The organism is Ensifer sp. B1-9 (assembly GCF_050474445.1).
Classification (GTDB): Bacteria; Pseudomonadota; Alphaproteobacteria; order Rhizobiales; family Rhizobiaceae; genus Ensifer.
In genome coordinates this window covers 12855-29269 of the sequence record NZ_JBCHVG010000015.1, presented here as the reverse complement: position 1 = coordinate 29269, position 16415 = coordinate 12855, and the positions used below count along the sequence as shown (strand labels likewise).

Below are 16415 nucleotides of genomic sequence, written 5' to 3'. Positions count from 1 at the left end.
CTCGGATCGGAGACGGTCCAAGGCTTCGTCTTTTGGGATCAAGGGAGCCGGATCGGTGCGCGACCGATAGGCGCTGAGCTCAATCCCTCCAGAACAGCGGCGTCAGGATGACGAGCACCGTCAGGATTTCCAGACGGCCGAGCAGCATCATGACCGACAGCAGGTAAAGCGCCGGATCCGACAAGGTCGAGAAATTGCCGGCCGGTCCGATGATCGGCCCGAGCCCGGCGCCGACATTCGAGAGCGCCGTGGCAATGGCGGATGCGGCTGTGACGAGATCATAGCCCATGGCGCCCATCGCCAGACTGCCGAACGCCCAGATGAACATGTAGGCGGTGAAGAACATGAAGACCGTGCGCTGGACATCGATGTCGATGAGGCCCTTGCCGTAGCGCACCGTGTGGACGGCATTCGGGTAGATCAACTTGAAGAGTCCCGCACGGATGGAATTGAAGATGATGATGAAGCGGTAGGCCTTCATGCCGCCGGCCGTCGAACCGGAGCAACCGCCCATGAAGGTTGCGGCAAAGGCAAGCGCGACGATGAACTCTCCCCACAGCATGTAGTCGTCGCTGGCAAAGCCCGTCGTCGAGAGAATCGACGAAACGGTGAAGAACCCGTGCGCAAGCGCGTCGTTTGCGGCGACGCCGTTGGCAAGCCGCTGATAGAGGCTTGCCGCCAGCGCGAGCACCGTCAGATAGGACAGGAAGACGATGATCTGCGGATCCTTCAGCGTATCGAGCCGGCCGCGAACGATGAAGAGAATGAGCACCGAAAACGGCAGGCTGCTCAAGGTCATGAAGAACGTGGCCACCCAGAGGATCGGCAGGCTCTTGAAGTAGCCGAGCGAGGCGTCGTGGGTGGAAAAGCCTCCGGTCGCGATCGTCGACATCGCATGGTTCAGCGCGTCGAAGCGGCTCATGCCGAGATAGGAATAGATAATGGTGCAGGCAACGGTCAGCACCACATAGATGAGGATGAAGGCGCGCGTGAAGGTGACGATCCTGGCGAAGGGTTTCTCGGTGGTATCCGAGGATTCCATCTTGAAGAAGGACATGCCGCCGACACGCAGATAAGGCATGACGAAGAGCCCGAGCGCCACGATCCCGATACCGCCCAGCCAATGTAGCAGCGAGCGCCAGAGAAGAATGCCCGGGGGTGCGAAGTCGAGGCCGGTGATGACGGTTGAGCCAGTGGTCGTGATGCCGGAGACGGATTCAAACAGGGCTTTGGCGAAATCAAGCTTCAGCGAAGAGAACCAGAAAGGCACCGCTCCGACGAGCGAAATGACGAGCCAGAGCAAGTTGACGACGAGGAAGCCCATCTTGCGGCTGAACGGCGGCGCCCCGCCCTCAGTCGCTGCCATCGTCAGGAGCGATATGCCCCCGGTGATGAAGGCCGAAACGGCAAAGATCCGCCAATCCGGATGCCCGTGGACCAAATCGACCGCCGCCGGAAGTAGCATCGCCAGCGACAGGTAGAACGCTGCCTTCGCGGCGATGTTGATCGCGGACTGGTAGAGAGGTGCATGCAATGGTCGACGGCCTCAGCGCTGTTGTCCGAAAGCCCCAATCGGCTGTTGGGATAGGCTGGCATTCAATCCGAAAGACGCGCGATTCGCACCCGCCGCGCCAGCACAGCGCGTGGGCCATTGGCCAAACGGCCCGTACTTGTCGCACAGTCTCAGCACTTTATCACTGCCGAGGGCGCCAAGAGGCGCTGCAAGCGGCAAGACACTACGGTTTCCACAACCGTTCTGCGGCATTTTGCCCAATCAATTCTAACTCACGAAAAGATCAGGGCTTTTGGGCGCGACAAGTCATCACCTTGACTTATTTCTGCGTGTAAAGCCTGCTTCATCCGTTCCACAATGCAACCTTGAGCACGACCAATGACACCCGCCCGCTTCACCCAATGCCTTCTTGTTCTTCGTTGGACGCCGATCAATCTGGCGAGCGCCCTCCATTGCAACCTGGCATGGATAGAGGCGATGGAGACCGGCGAGGAGAAAGTGCCGGAAGAGCTTGCGACCTGGCTCGAGACACTGGCACGGACCCACGAGGAGCTCGGCATTCCGGTCACATATCGCGGCAAGGGCCTCGAGCCCGCAGCGAGCCGTGCTGCGCGTCGCTGACGGACTTGGTTGGAGCCCGCCCAACTGGGGCGCCTCGCTAACGAGGATCATCTGTTTCCGGAGCGATCGCCATGGCACCCGCCGGACTTAGTGAACCACAGCGCCACAAACGATAGGCTTGCTGCGTGTCCCAGTCATAGTAAAAGGCTGCATCCAGCCGCTTTGCCTTCGCAAAGTCGGAAAAGACCATGCGCATGGCCGCCATCGCCCCCTCACGCTGACGATCATCGACAGGACAAGTACGCGCGGTGTTGGCGATCCCCCACTCCGTCACCCAGCATGGCCGGCCGCTCTCCGACGGCTTGCAGAAATCGAGGAGCTTGCTGACGATAGATCTGATCGCTTTCGGATCCTTGCGGGCGGGGTAGATGTGGATGCCATAGGCATCGACAAGCTGCTCCATCCCTCGGGCCTGCAGAAGCGCGATCACCTCAGCCGGATCAAGCCGCTCCATGCCCTGTCGGTCCGCTTCCTTGGCACTGATGTCGGAGAGGCCGGCCGAGACGATGGCGGCGCCGCTGCTTTTTTCGCTTTTGCGCATCTCGTCCCGGGTGATCCTTAGCACCTCGACGTAGCGGTCCAGGCCTTCTTCAAAGGCTGCGCGATCCTTGAGATCGGCGAGGGTTCGCGGCGTCGGCTGACCGGGTTTTGGATAGACGGCAAGGTCACCGTTGTAGCCGGCAAGATTGATCTCGTTTCCAGGTTCCACCGCTTCGAGGCGGACGCCGAGGGCATCGAGGCGCGCGATCGCTTCGCGAAGACCTGCGCGATACCGATCGAGATCCAGATCGGACAGGCGGTTGATATCCCAGATGCGCCCGTGGCCGCTCCGCGGCCGTACCGCATCCCCATAGTAGCTTGTGTTCGCAAGCTGGATCTCGAGCAGGATGCGCAGTCCCAGCCGGCTGGCTATAGCGGCCGCCTCGATGCTTCTGTCGACCGGCCGCGATAGAGAAAGGCGCACATGCGTAGCGCCGCTGTCGGCGATTTCCTTGAGAACGCGCTCCTGTTGCCCGCGGTCGAGCCAGGCGAGGTTGAGCCGGTTGACCCCGTAGCGCGCCAAACCCGCGTCCTCGGCCAACGCGACAGGGGCGCAAGCGATCGCCGCCAAGGAAATCTGGGCGGCAAGAAGCAGCGCCCATGGCGCTGCCCTTTTCATGTGGCGATTAGATCCCAACCTGTTTGAGCGCACTTTGGAAGTTCGCCTCGCAAGCCGAGTACCGCTCGGTGACGGCCTGTGCGTCGATCTTGGACAGGAAGTTGGCAAGATGGGTGCGCTTGTCACCTTCACGGTTCCACACGCCGGCTTCGATATAGGGGAAGCCGATGAATTCGAGCATCTCCCGCATGCGGTCGTCGACAGCGATCATCAGCGACGGCGTTCCCGCCTGCATGCCGATGACGCAACCGTGGAACCGCCGGCCGATGCAGAGGTCGCGGGACGAGGTCCAGGCGCGCCATTGGTTGGTGTCGAAGAACACCAGGAGTTCGTTCTGCCTCTGCCACTTCTCCTGATGCTTGTACTCGGTTTTGCCGGTGATGCGTCCACTCGCGCGGTCGTAGACCGGGGCGTTGTCGTCGACGGGAAGCGTCAGGTTATAGGCGACAACCTCGTCCTGGACGACGTAGCTTGCGACGCCATCGGGCTTTAAGAGCGCGTGGGCATCGACGATCGTGTCGGCGACGCTGCCGAGATAGCCACCGAGAGCGAGTTTCTGGGCCGATGCCAGATCCGCATTGGCAAGAGAAGTCAGCGAGCGCCGCATCTCGTTCGGTGCGAAGAAGAGCGAAGGGCAGCCGGTCGGCTTGACGAACTTCATGCCTTCGGCCCTGAGGAACTCCGCGGTGAAATAGCCCCGGGTCAGGAAGAAGCTTTCCTTCTGCTTCAACACCTCGAGGAAACGCAATGTGCCGGCCGGCAGGTTCTCCCTGAGCCCCTCACGCTTCTGGATGCCGATGCCCATCACCAGCACGGGCATCTTGAGTTTCTCGAAAACATCAGCTTCGAGATCGGCTGAATATCCCGGACGCAAGAGGTTCGCCGAGGCGAACACGCACATGTCGAATTCCTTGTTCAGCGCATCATAGACGTCATTGGCTCCGCGGCTGTTGGCCAGGTGCCAGAAGGGCACATAGGTCACATCATGTCCGCGCAGGGCGTAAGCTGCCCCCTCGCCGATCAGGTAGTTGCCGGTATTGGCGATCTTCTTAACCTGGTCGATCAGTTCCTTCTTGCTTCGGATGTCGTCGAAGTAAGGCTTGTGATGAACCGTCGCACCGGAAACGCGCGAGACGGTACGCTGGAGATAAGAAGGGATTCCGGTGAGCAGGATACGCATCGATACACCTGAGTTGTGGACTGACCGACAGAGTTGACGAAGAGCGCGGGCGGAATGAGGAGATGTATGTGCGGTCTTCCTCTTTCCGCCCGAACATTATGAAATCGATCGCATTCATGCTTCGGGTGCGAATGCACCCGAGGCCGATGCGATTACTGGCCGATACCGATTTCGCGCAGCACCGTGCGGAAGTTGCGTTCGCGGTCGGAGTAGCGGTCAACCAGTTCCGACGCGTTCAGACCGGCCAGATGGTCGGCGACGAACTGCGCGCGGTTTTCCGCCTTTTCGAGCTCCTGTACGTCGACCGCCGGCAGACCAGTAAAGCCCAGCATTTCGCGCATGCGGTCGTCGACCGCCACCATCAGGCTGGGAACGCCCGCCTGCATGGCGATGATCGAGCCGTGGAACCGCCGGCCGAAGTTGAAGTCCATGTGCGAGGCCCAGGCGCGCCACTGGTTGGTGTCGAAGAAGGTGCGCACGTCGAACGGCACCTTCTGGCGGTCGGCGCCCGGAAAAGTGAGATCGCCGAGCATCTTGCCCGAGCAGGAGTCGAAAACCCTGCCATCGGCATCCGGCTCGACCTTCATGTCGAAGTGCAGGAACTCGTCCTGGATGACATATTGCGGCTTCGCGCCCTCGGGGTTCAAGGCCAGGGCATCGACGATGCAATCGTGATTGGCACCGAGATAGCCCGAGAAGATGGTCTTTGCCTGGCCGATCTTGACGTTCGGCAGCTTGCGCATCGACGCGCGCATGTTGTTCGGCGCGAAGTAGACCGAAGGGCAACCAGTCGGCCGAACGAACTTGAAGCCCTGGTCCTTCAGGTAGCCGGCCGTTTCATAGCCGCGGGTCAGGAAATAATGTTCACGGTCCTTCAGGACGTCGAGCAGCCGCCTCGTTCCTTCCGGCAGGCCGGTTTCCAGATCCTTGCGGTTCTGGTGGCCGATGCCGAGCATGACGATCGGCATCTTGAGCTTGCTCAGAACATCAGCCTCCGCATCCGCGGAAAGTCCCTTGCGCAAGAGGTTCGCGCAGGTGAAGACGCAAATATCGAAGTTGTTGTTGAACTCTTCGAAACCGGTGCCGTTCTTGTGGCAATTATAGAGGTGCCAGAACGGAATCTGCTTGGCGTGCGGCGCGATGGCGCGCAAGGCCCCCTCACCGATCAGATAGTTACCGGTGTTGCTGATGTTGCGAAGCTCCTGAAGAAACTCGTCCTTGGATTCGGGCTGCTTTTGCCGTTCCGAATAGGAAACCGACAGGCCATTCGCGCCATTGGCGAGGCGCGTGTAATGACCAGGAATTCCCGTCAGGAGGATTCTTGGACGCATGCGTATGTCCCTTCTCGTTGAATAGTCGCCCGGCGCGCTCAAACTGCTGCTGCAACGCCGGTATTGGTTGCCTCACGCGCACGGATGACCTTGGCGCGCGAAAGAGATGAATTGCTCACGGCGCCGTCGCACCAGCCGAGGAATTCCGCGAAGGAATTGGGCCAGGCGCGTCGCGCCGCCGTTCTGAGGCAGCCTTCCATGATGGGGGCGAGCAGGTTGCGGTCGCGGGCAACCTCAGTGATTGCCTTGACCATGTCTCGTACCACCTGCGGATCGGAAGGAGCGTCGATCAGGATACCGTCCTCGCGATCGACGATGAGTTCGTCCACCGCGCCGACGGCGGTTGCGATCGGAACGCAACCAAGCTGCTGTGCTTCCGCGATCATCAAGGGCGCACCTTCCCAGCGCGACGGCATGACCAGCACGTCGGCCCAGCCGAGCGCCTTGATCAGATCCCGGCTGGCAAAGACGGGCGGACGCACGTCGACGCCAAGCTCCTTGAGCCGGTCCGTCCAGGAGAAGCTGGCGTCGGCGAGGATCTCGCCGCCGATTGCACGCGCGTCGAACGGCACATGTGCTGCGCGCAGTTCCGCAATCGTCGCGGCAAGCCGGTCGATGCCCTTCTGCTGGTCGAGGCGGCCCATATAGAGGAGCCGCAACCGATCATCCTTGCGTTCGATCCGCCGCACCTGCAGCACCTCCGCAAGCACCTTGGGCGGGACCGAGAAGCTCGCACCGTTCGGAACCGCAAAGATCTTCTCAAGCGGCACACCGAAGCTGTGCAGATAGAACTTGAGCTGTTCCGAACAGGTCAGGAAGACGTCGTAGCAATGCTCATGCGCGATCGCTGCGAAAGGCTGGCCGGCGGGGCGCTTGAACGGCGTGTTGTCGACGACGTGCAGATAGCAGGCTGTGCGCGTGCCTTCTGAGCGCAGGCGGGCGATCAGCGGGTGCATCGCCATGACGTGGTTGTTGATGACGAGGTCGAAGCCCGAAAGCTGCCCCTTCAGCGCGCCCCAGTCGACCTCATGATGTTCGGCGATGAAGTCTTGCCCAAGGAACGAACCGGAGCCACCCCAGGCCGGGATGCCTTGATCCCAGAAGTGAACATAGTCGAAGCTCGCATCGAATTCGTCGATCACGTCCATCCGGCTGGTGCCGAGCACGAACAGATGTGTCTCATAGCCGGCGGCGCGCAATTCGCGGGAAGCGGCATAGATGACCTTCTCAGCACCGCCGAAGGAGGCGTTCGGCACGAGCAGGGCCGCCGTCTTCTTTCCGGCTTCGCTGTGCCCGAGCGGCAATACCGGCGAACCGCCGATTTCCGTACGCAAGGCCTTGTGCAGATCGGAATAGGGCATGAGGCGCGGCGGCCGCCAGGTCCAGCGGCGGCCCGCAGTGCGGCGCAGCGGGCTCGTGGCGATCGCGTTGACGCAGTTGATCATGACCTGTTGCGGCGTAATCAGCGTCCGGCGCGGCAGAGCCCGCGGGAACGGGAACCTCACGTTGAGAACCGCCGACGTCGGCCAGACCTGCTGGCTGCCGATTGAGGCGAACCAGTCGAGCGCATTGTTGCGGATGACGTCGCGCAGAAGCGCGGTCGAAATGAAGATGAGATCCGGCTGGCCGACATGCTCCGATCCGGCGTCGCGAAAGGTCGGCTCGATCTTGCGCTGCGTGGCGTCGTTGCCGAGATGGACGAAGACGACGTTGGCCTTTTCGCTCAAGCGCTCCAGATGACAAAGCACGTTCGGCAACATGCGTGAGCGCAGGAGCAGATCGATCGTCGCGCCGCTGCCGGCCATCACGAAGGGTGGAAAGTGCACGTTGTCCGGCTCGCCGGTATTTGCCCAGAAGGCCGGAATGATGTCGTCGAGGCGCAACCGCTTCGGCTGTTTGGTCGGGTCGGTGAAGAACGAGATTGCCGCGTCTTCGGTGCGAGCGAAGAGATAGCGGGGGCATTCCTCGTGTTCGAAGTCGACGAGCATCGGCCGTTGGAAGAGCGCCCTGTGACGCTTCCGGAGGAAGCTGACGGAGGTCGCCCGGTCGCGATTGGCTTCCTTGAAGCGGCTTTCCGCGCGAAGCCGGTATTCGAAAGTCGTCTCGTGGCAAGGCGTACCGACGAAACCGTGCTCGACGCAGGAAAGCCAGAATTCCCAGTCTTCGAAACCGTTCTGCCGGTCGTCGTTGAAACGAACGCCCTCCCGGAAGACATCGATGGAGATCATCGAGCCAGTGTCGCAGATGTTGTCGGTGATGCAGTGAACCAGTCTGGAATAGTGGTTGCCGTAATGGGCCCGCCAGCTCACCGAGAAGGTATCGATGTTGGTGTAGACCCAGCCCGCGCCGCTGTCACGCAGTTGCCGATAAAGGGTTTCGATCGTTCCCGGCAGAACGCGGTTGTCGGCATCGAGAAAATAGACCGCCTTCGCTTCGGAGAGGTTTTCGAGCACATAGTCGATGGCGCGATTGCGCGCGCCGCCCGGCCCCGCATTGCGGCCAAAGACCACATGGATGTCGGGATGGGCGGCAGAAAACAACAACAACTGATCGAAGGTTTCGTGCCGCGGATCGCCGTCGACGGAGACGACGATGGCGATCCGGCACTCTGAAAGCACCGACGCCAAAGCGGATTCGATTGCCTCGAGTGCCAGTGCCGCGTGCCCGTAAAGCGGCATGGCAATTGCGATAAGGTCGCGAGGATCGCTATTGCTGGACATGAGATGCACCACCCGATTGCTTCACCATCCGGAAGCCCGACACCTTGAGCCAGGAAAAATCGACGGAGTCGGTGACCGCACGGCTGAGGATCATCAGATCCATGGGCTGGCGCACCGGCTCGTCCAGTTGGAAATTGATGTTGATCGGCTGTTGGTTCGTCACTTCGCGCCAGCCACTGAAAAAGGCCGAAGGCTTGGCGGAACCCTTGCGGGCGAGCTCGGCAACTTCCGAGCGCGCGTTCGAATTGGCGGGCGCAAGCAGGAAGCTGACGGCCGCTGGTGCCCCCTTCGGATGATCGACGATGGCGCTTGCGGAAAACGATATGGTTCCGGGCTCCACCGCGCGGCCAATGGCGCCGGCCGACACGCCGCTTGGTAGCGGATGGCAGACCACTGCGTGCTCGTGCTCGAGGAAGCGTACCGTCTGGAACTCCGGAACCACCGGCGTGACGGAAACATCGACGATCTGGCTCAAGAGATCCACCGACAGGCGGTAGTCCTCGATGAAGTGGCCGTCGAGCAACGCTGTTGGCGCGATCATGTTGGGCATGCGAGCCGGCTTGACGCCGGGAAGACCCGTGTAGATACGGAAGGCGAGCGGACGCAGGTCGAGGTCGGCGTGACGCGTTTCAGAGCGCGCCGTGTAATGCTCGCTGGCAATGGGATAGCCGAGTGAAAGGCCGATGGTTTCAGAACCGGTCGTCGACACCCTCACCCGCAGGGTTCTGGCACCGCCACCGCAGGTGCGCGGCAGGGCGAAGAAATTCCACGTTGGGACCAGCTGCGAAAACGGCACGGACCATTCGGCCACACCCTCGCCGCTTTCGACATAGCTCAGGACAACAACCAGTTCGCCGCCGTCCCGCGGAACCGAATTGAAGTGAAGCGCAATGCCGGCCACCCCATGGCTGGAAACCGGCAAGAGCTGCTCGACGAAGGCATTGGCGATCAGATGGCCGATGCCCTCATCCTTCGGATCGACATAGGGGTCATGCGCGAAGACCTCGGTGACCGGCTCCCAGTTACGGGCCTGGAACGCATCTTCGAGCGCACGGTAGTTTTCGAGCAGCGTTTCGCGCTCACGGCGCAACAGCGCAAGTTCCGAGGTGATTGCACTCGAAAAGCGCGCGAGACGCCCGACACCGCCATCGACGAGCGCCTGAATGAGGGCTGCACTTTCCGTCGCCGTGTGTGCGCTCAACCGCTTGACCGGGAATTCCGGCACGGTGCCCAGCGCACGGAGCGAGACGAGCCGTTCCGCAAGGTCCTCCTCCCCCTCTTTTGAGAAGGCGAGCCCGATCAGCGGGAATACGTTTTCGAGCGTGGTTTTCTCCCGATCCCCAGCGGGAAGGAAATGGACCAGGTGCTCGATGCCGCTACCCGCGACACTCGCCCTGTCGCGATCCGATGCCACCACCAGCTTTCGCTTCGCCTGCGAATACCTCACGCCAGAAGACATCAACTCTTGCACGCGCCACCTTCATAAAATGAACAACTTCCCTCTGAGGTTGAACTCGCCGAGACGAAATAAATCGGCGAATTCAACCTTCTACGGAAATCATACCAAGGTTATTTGCAGTGCACAATAAGTTATATTTGTGTTTCTCGTGAAATAATACTTCGGATTTTGAAGTATTATGCAGATGAAACCAGTGAAATATTAGAGGTCGAGGCACTGCCTGTTGCCTTATCCAGCAACATCATCTGTCGGGCGATGCAATCACCCAGCCTGAACCGCTGCTCGATCGTCCGACGGGCGGCCGCACGCATCTCGGTATACTTTTCCGGATGCCGCAACGCCTCGGAGACGACGCTCGCGAGCGCGTCCGTATCGAAGAACGGCACGAGCATGCCGTTGCGACCGGAACTCACCACTTCCTTAATCGGGGCGGTATCCGACCCGATGACCAGTGCGCCGCAGGCCATGGCTTCCAACACCGACCAGGAAAGGACAAAGGGATAGGTCAGGTAGATATGGGCTGCAGAGATCTGGAAGAGTTGCCGCAACACGGCATGCGGCACGACGCCCGGAAACAAAAACCTGTCGGCCGGCACATCCAGGGTCTGGAGGAGATAGTCTCTCCAGGAGCCTCCGCCCGGCGGCGGAGCGCCGTAGCTGACGCCATCACCCCCGACGAACACGAAGAGCGCGTCGGGGTGCTCGCGTGCGACTTTCGCAGCCGCGGCAAGCGCCTGTGGAAAACCGCGATAGGGCTCGAGATCACGGGCGACGAAAGTGACGATCGGCGGGCTGCCGGCCTTCAGAACCCGCCCATCCGGAAGCTTGAGGGAGGCCGATGCATCCGGGCGAAAGACACGGGTATCCACACCCTCATGGCAGACGGCGATGCGTCCGCGGTGCTCTGCCGGATAGAGGCTTCTTTGCCATTGGGTCGGACTGATGCCGCCATCCAGCGCCTCCAGCGACAGAAGCTGCGCCATGTTGCGCAGACGCAGCCGCTTTCGCGTGTCCGAATCGGGTTGGTCATCCGGGGCAAAACCGATGTCCGCCCCCTCGGCGCGGTAGAAGAATTCGCAATAACCGAGTGCTGGAACATTCGGCAGCACGTCCTTGACGAACATCATGCTGCCCCAGCCGGTGTGCCCGACGATGACATCGGGCACCTGGCCTTGCTTGGCCATCGCTTCGAAGGTTTCTGCAACCCGATGACCTATCCGGACGTGATGGTCCGGGACGCCCAAATGCCTTGCCATTTGCGCATTGGCCTGTGGTCCTGGCTCAGCCCTGTGGCGAATGACCCTGGTGGACGGAATCCGCTGATCCACGGTTTCCGTTACCAAGGTTACTTCGTTTCCCGTCTGCGCCAAATGGGCCGCGAGAGCGGCGAACTGGCAGAAGCCGCGCCGGTGTACAAATGCTACGTGCATGTTCCTAGCCTTTTGCCGATGAAAGGAGAGCGTTCGCGCTGCGGCTCAAATGCCGTAGCGCGTCGCATTCCCCCAAACCAGCTCAAGCCGGTGCAGCGTTTGAAATGCGGTTTCGAGATTGCGTCGGTCCTGATCGCCGTGACTGAGCACCCGCTCATAAGCGCCGGCGGCTTTGCGGAGCGAATCGCAGAGCTTCTTGCCCTTCTCCGAAAGCCGGATGCGCGCCGAACGCCGGTCGCGCTGCGATGCAGCCCGGTCGATGTATTCCCCATCGCCCAGTTGTTTCAGATAGTAGGAAACGTTGGAACCGACATAGTGGCCTCGATCCAGAAGCTCCGCGACGGACACTTCCGCATCGCCGATCGCGAGCAAGACCATGGCTTGCGCCGGGCCGATATCGTCGACACCAAGCTTCGTCAGCTCGGCGCGTAACAGGCCGGTAAAGCGTCTGCTGGCTCGCTCCATCATCCGCGCCAGCTCGAAATACGTGACCACGGAGGCTTCGCTCTCCTGGCCAATATTTTCGTGTTCAGCGGCACTACCAACTGCGTCATCCCCGGGGCGGATGGCAACAGCGCCGCCAAAGTCTGCGAACGGATAGAGAATCTTTTGATTCATCCCTCTCTCCAACTAAGCATTACTACAATATTCAAAAATTGCTTCAAATTTTGAAGCAATTTCCGGCCCCCTTTACTCCCCCCGAATATGATTATCTTGAGCATTCCACCATTATTGTGTCACACTTGTCACGGCAACACTGTGATTTAAGTGATAACAAACAAAATAGCTCGCTCAAGACCCCAACGAACTTATCCAGAAAATCGCCACGCGTGACAGCAAACGAGGCAATATGATTAGCAAGAACCAAATTGGGCCAAAGACGGCGCAAAATGGAGCAAATGATCCACGGCTGCTTATTTTGAAGGCGCGCCGCGTGTTCGTTTTGGCACTTATTTATGCAGCGGTGCTGAGCGCTTGCATCGGCATCTTGCAGCTGTCGACGCCGCTTTACATGATGCAGGTGCACGACCGGGTTCTCAACAGCCAGAGCATGGACACGCTCACCATGCTGACGATTCTGGTCGTCGGCGCGCTCATCATCTATGGCGTGCTCGAATATATCCGGGCGCTGACATTCCAGGCGATGGGCAGTGCGGTCGTGCGTTGGCTGAACCTGCCGGTGCTGACGGCTGCCGTTCAGGCGGCCGCCGATCAAGGGTTGACCCGCGCGACCCAGTCGCTGCGCGACCTGGCGGAGCTGCGCAGCTTTCTCACGACCTCAGCCGTCAGCGCGCCGCTCGATGCCGCCTGGTCGCCGATCTTCCTTGGCGTGCTCTTCGCGCTGCACCCAATGTTCGGCCTTCTTGGCGCCATTTCGATTGCCCTGCTCGTGTGTTGTGGATTGCTGACTGATTTGCTGACTCGCCGGATGATGAAAGAGGCCAATCAAGCCAATATCGAGGCCGTCTCGAAAATTGGTGCGAGCTTGCGCCATGCCGAGGCCATCGAGGCGATGGGCATGCTGCCGGCTCTCGCCCGCCGCTGGCGCGCGGCGCAACTGCACGCACTGGATGCGCTTGAAGTCAGTGGCAGCCGAAGCAAGGCGATGGCCTCCATCACCCGTTCGCTGCGTTTCATGATCCAGGCGGCCGCACTGGCCACCGGCTCAATCCTCGTCATGAAGCAGGAAATTTCTCCCGGCGCGATGATGGCGACAACCATTCTGACGGGACGCCTGCTCGCCCCATTTGATTCGATGATCGAAAACTGGCGCCAATGGGTGCTCGCCATCGCGAGCTGGCGCCGCATCGAGGCGGCGCTCAAGGAAGATCTGGCCGTACGCCAGACGATGCCGCAGCCGCGTTCTCAGGGAGATCTCGTCGTCGACAAGCTGGTCTACGCCGCTCCCGGCCTCGATGTTCCGATCATCAAGGGTATCGGGTTTACGCTTTCTCCTGGCGAGGTGCTCGGCATTGTCGGCCCGTCGGCCGCGGGCAAGTCGACGCTCGCGCGCCTGCTCGTCGGTATTCTGAAGCCGACCACCGGTGGCGTCTTCCTCGACGGCAACAACGTCTATCTCTGGGAGCGCTCCTCGTTCGGACAGATGACCGGCTACCTGCCGCAATCGGTCTCGCTGCTCGAAGGGACCATCCGCGACAACATCTCGCGCATGGAGGAAGGTGAGCCGCAAAAGGTGCTCGAGGCCGCCCGCCTTGCCGACGTGCACGATATGATCGGCCGGTTGCCGCTTGGATACGATACGCCTGTCGGTGACGGCCATCTGACACTTTCCGGCGGTCAGCGGCAGCGAATAGCACTCGCCCGCTGCCTTTATGACCGCCCTCGCCTGATCGTCCTCGACGAACCGAACGCCAACCTCGACGCGATCGGTGAGCGCGCGCTGATTCGCGCGATCGAAAAGGCCCGCAACGACGGCGCGATCGTCATCATGATCGCCCACCGGCCGACCATCATGCAGGCGGCAGACAAACTGCTCGTCCTCGAAAACGGCCGTATCACCCAGTTCGGACCGCGCACCGACGTTGTCGCATCCATGACTCCTGGCGAACCGAGACGGGAAGGCGCTACCGCATGACGAACAAGCCAAAACTGCCGATCGCGCAGGGTTCAAAGAACGCGGTGACAACGCGTGGCCCGGAGAACCTGCCTGCCATCGTCGACCGGCCCCATCCGCTGCACGGGCTGGAGATCGATGCGGAAAGCAGCGCTACCGCTCCGCTGCGCGGCGTGTTCCTTGCAGGGCTCACGACGATTCTCGTCGCCTTTGGCGGCTTCTTCGGCTGGGCTTTCTCGACGGAGCTCAGCAGTGCCTCGGTCGCAAGCGGCACCATCGTGGTCGATTCGAAACGCAAGACCGTCAGTCATTTCGAAGGCGGTATCTTGAACCGGCTCCTGGTCCAGGAGGGGGATCGGGTTGCGGCTGGGCAGCCGTTGCTCAAGCTGGAGGACACGCGCGCACGCTCTGACCTTCAGGCGCTGCAAAGCCGCCGCATCGGCCTGATCGCAAAACTTGCGCGCCTGCGGGCGGAGCAGACGGGATCGCAATCAATCGCCTTTCCGAACGACCTGACCGCCACATCTGACGCTACGGCCGAAGATGCGATCACAGCGGAAACGAACTTCTTCGACAGGCGCCGCGAAGCCAAAACCGGCCGCCTGGAGGTTCAGAGCAAGACGATCGAGGAGTTTTCCGAAAAAGCGAAATCGCTCACGGAGCAGATCCGCGCAACCGACCGCCAAATCGAACTCATTTCCGAACAGCGCACATCAATCGCCACACTGGTCGAGAAAGAATACGCACAGCGCTCGAAGCTGATCGAGATCGACGCCAAGCTCAGCGAACTGGCCGCAACCCGCGGCGAGCTTGCGGGCAACAAGGCCCAAGCCGAAAAGGCGGAAGCTGGCGCCGAGCTCGGCTTGACCGGGATCGAGAATGAATTCCAGTCGGAGATTGCCGGGGAAATCACCACGGCCCGGCTCGAGCTTTCCGACGTCGAAGAACGACTGGTCGCCGCCAAGGACGTCCTGACGCGTCTCGACATCCGCTCGCCGCAGGCGGGTATCGTCACCAATATTCAGCTACGCACGCCGGGTAGCGCCGTCTCGGCCGGCCAGCCGCTGCTCGATATTGTGCCCGAGGACGAACCGCTTCTCGTCGAAATGCATGTCGGCACCCGCGACATCGACAGCATCGGCATCGGTTCGAAGACGCAGATTCGGCTGACGGCCTACAACCAGCGCACGCATCTGCCTCTTGACGGCGAGATCAGCTATGTTGCGGCCGACCAGTCGGTGGATGAGAAATCGAATGTCTCCTACTACGTGGCGCGTGCCCGCATTGCGCCCTCGTCGCTTAGCGCCAACCCTGACATTCGGCTCTACCCAGGCATGCCCGCCGAGGTTTTGATCGTCCACAAGCCACGTTCGGCGATCGACTACATGGTCTCACCGATTGCGGACAGCCTGAACCGCGCATTTCGCGAAGACTGAAGCAAGAGATCCAAATTCGGCAGCCGCCGGCGAAATTCAATTTCGCCGGCATTTTGCTTCTAATTTTGAATTTAATTCCAAGTAATACCAAAGATACTTACCCCTTATATCGTGGGGATAAACATCAAAATGACACACAAGATACATCCTAGGTAGAAAACAATAATACAGTACATCTGTATTTCTTTTGTTTTTGCTGTTGCCTTCTGTTTTATTGCAGTGCAATGTCGCGGCGCTCATCCAAGGTTTTCAGGCCAGTGATGAGCGTAAGCAACAACTAAGAGGAGTAGCATATGGCCACGTTGGAAGGCGGCGCGTATGATGACGCCCTTTTTGGCTCGCGCTTTGACGACTTCATCCATGCTCGTAGCGGTGATGACTTCGTGAACGGAGGCAATGGCGACGACACCATCTTCGGTGACGAAGGTGATGATCTGCTGTTCGGCGGTAACGGCAGCGATACCCTGTTCGGCGGCTGGGGCAGCGATGTTCTCCATGGCGACAACGGGAACGATGTCCTGTTTGGCGGCCAGGGTGACGACCTGCTCTACGGCGACAATGGGAACGATATCCTCATTGGCGGCGGCGGCAGCGACCTGCTCATGGGTGGCCGCGGCAGCGACATCCTGTTCGGTGGTGCCGACAACGACATCATCAACGGCGGCCACGGCGACGACGTCATGGCTGGCGGCGAAGGCAGCGATGTGTTCGTCTTTGACGGCGGTGGCGGCAACGACGTCATCCTCGACTTCACGCCCGGCGAAGACCTGCTGCAGGTTTCGAAGGACATCAACGGTCTCGACATCTCTTCTCCGGAAGATCTGGCATCGCGCGTCACCCAGGTTGGCGGCAACGTGGTAATCGATTTCGGCCATGGCGACACTCTGACGCTCGTCAATGCCGATGCCGAAGACATCCAGGCCAACCCGAACCACTACTTCACGATCCATTGAGATTGACCGGTGCGCCCTGCTTCCTCCCGTGGGGCGCG

Annotated in this window: 12 protein-coding genes; 4 read left to right on the top strand and 8 right to left on the bottom strand. The window is 60.6% G+C overall.

Translation table 11 applies throughout. The features are described 5' to 3' along the window. Positions 1-79 precede the first annotated feature (79 nt). Positions 80-1534, bottom strand: a complete 1455-nt coding sequence (locus ACQ5BM_RS26260; protein WP_429817699.1) for a TrkH family potassium uptake protein — start codon at positions 1532-1534, stop codon at positions 80-82. Between the two features lie 357 nt (positions 1535-1891). Here ACQ5BM_RS26260 and ACQ5BM_RS26255 point away from each other — a divergent pair, with 357 nt between their 5' ends. Beyond that, entirely contained in the window at positions 1892-2134 is a 243-nt protein-coding gene (locus ACQ5BM_RS26255) for a hypothetical protein (protein ID WP_429817697.1), read from the top strand. 37 nt (positions 2135-2171) lie between these two features. Here ACQ5BM_RS26255 and ACQ5BM_RS26250 read toward each other — a convergent pair whose 3' ends face one another. The 7 genes from ACQ5BM_RS26250 to ACQ5BM_RS26220 all read right to left on the bottom strand — a co-directional run bounded on the left by ACQ5BM_RS26250 (position 2172) and on the right by ACQ5BM_RS26220 (position 12031). After that, entirely contained in the window at positions 2172-3293 is a 1122-nt protein-coding gene (locus ACQ5BM_RS26250) for a glycoside hydrolase (protein WP_429817696.1), read from the bottom strand. Positions 3294-3300: 7 nt separating this feature from the next. Next, entirely contained in the window at positions 3301-4473 is a 1173-nt protein-coding gene (locus ACQ5BM_RS26245) for a polysaccharide pyruvyl transferase family protein (RefSeq protein ID WP_429817694.1), read from the bottom strand. Between the two features lie 152 nt (positions 4474-4625). After that, positions 4626-5804 carry a polysaccharide pyruvyl transferase family protein gene (locus tag ACQ5BM_RS26240; RefSeq protein WP_429817692.1) on the bottom strand — a complete coding sequence of 393 codons (1179 nt, stop codon included), beginning with the start codon at positions 5802-5804 and terminating at the stop codon, positions 4626-4628. A 38-nt stretch (positions 5805-5842) separates the two neighbouring features. Beyond that, complete coding sequence (locus tag ACQ5BM_RS26235) at positions 5843-8524, bottom strand: glycosyltransferase (protein ID WP_429817690.1); 2682 nt, start codon at positions 8522-8524, stop codon at positions 5843-5845. Further along, complete coding sequence (locus ACQ5BM_RS26230; RefSeq protein ID WP_429817688.1) at positions 8511-9983, bottom strand: DUF6212 domain-containing protein; 1473 nt, start codon at positions 9981-9983, stop codon at positions 8511-8513. The genes ACQ5BM_RS26235 and ACQ5BM_RS26230 overlap by 14 nt, the downstream gene beginning before the upstream one ends. A gap of 176 nt (positions 9984-10159) precedes the next feature. Then, on the bottom strand, positions 10160-11413 hold the full coding sequence (locus tag ACQ5BM_RS26225; RefSeq protein ID WP_429817686.1) for a glycosyltransferase family 4 protein: 1254 nt from the start codon (positions 11411-11413) through the stop codon (positions 10160-10162). Between the two features lie 45 nt (positions 11414-11458). Then, positions 11459-12031: a MarR family transcriptional regulator gene (locus tag ACQ5BM_RS26220; protein ID WP_429817970.1), complete on the bottom strand. Its 573-nt coding sequence runs from the start codon at positions 12029-12031 to the stop codon at positions 11459-11461. A 232-nt stretch (positions 12032-12263) separates the two neighbouring features. Here ACQ5BM_RS26220 and ACQ5BM_RS26215 point away from each other — a divergent pair, with 232 nt between their 5' ends. From ACQ5BM_RS26215 to ACQ5BM_RS26205, 3 genes are all read left to right on the top strand, one after another. Then, positions 12264-14009: a type I secretion system permease/ATPase gene (locus ACQ5BM_RS26215; protein WP_429817684.1), complete on the top strand. Its 1746-nt coding sequence runs from the start codon at positions 12264-12266 to the stop codon at positions 14007-14009. After that, positions 14006-15424, top strand: coding sequence for an HlyD family type I secretion periplasmic adaptor subunit (locus ACQ5BM_RS26210; RefSeq protein ID WP_429817682.1), 1419 nt, complete (start codon positions 14006-14008; stop codon positions 15422-15424). Before ACQ5BM_RS26215 ends, ACQ5BM_RS26210 begins: the two co-directional genes overlap by 4 nt. A gap of 293 nt (positions 15425-15717) precedes the next feature. Continuing rightward, a complete protein-coding gene (locus ACQ5BM_RS26205) occupies positions 15718-16377 on the top strand; it encodes a calcium-binding protein (protein ID WP_334198563.1) in 660 nt (219 codons plus the stop codon). Positions 16378-16415 lie beyond the last annotated feature (38 nt).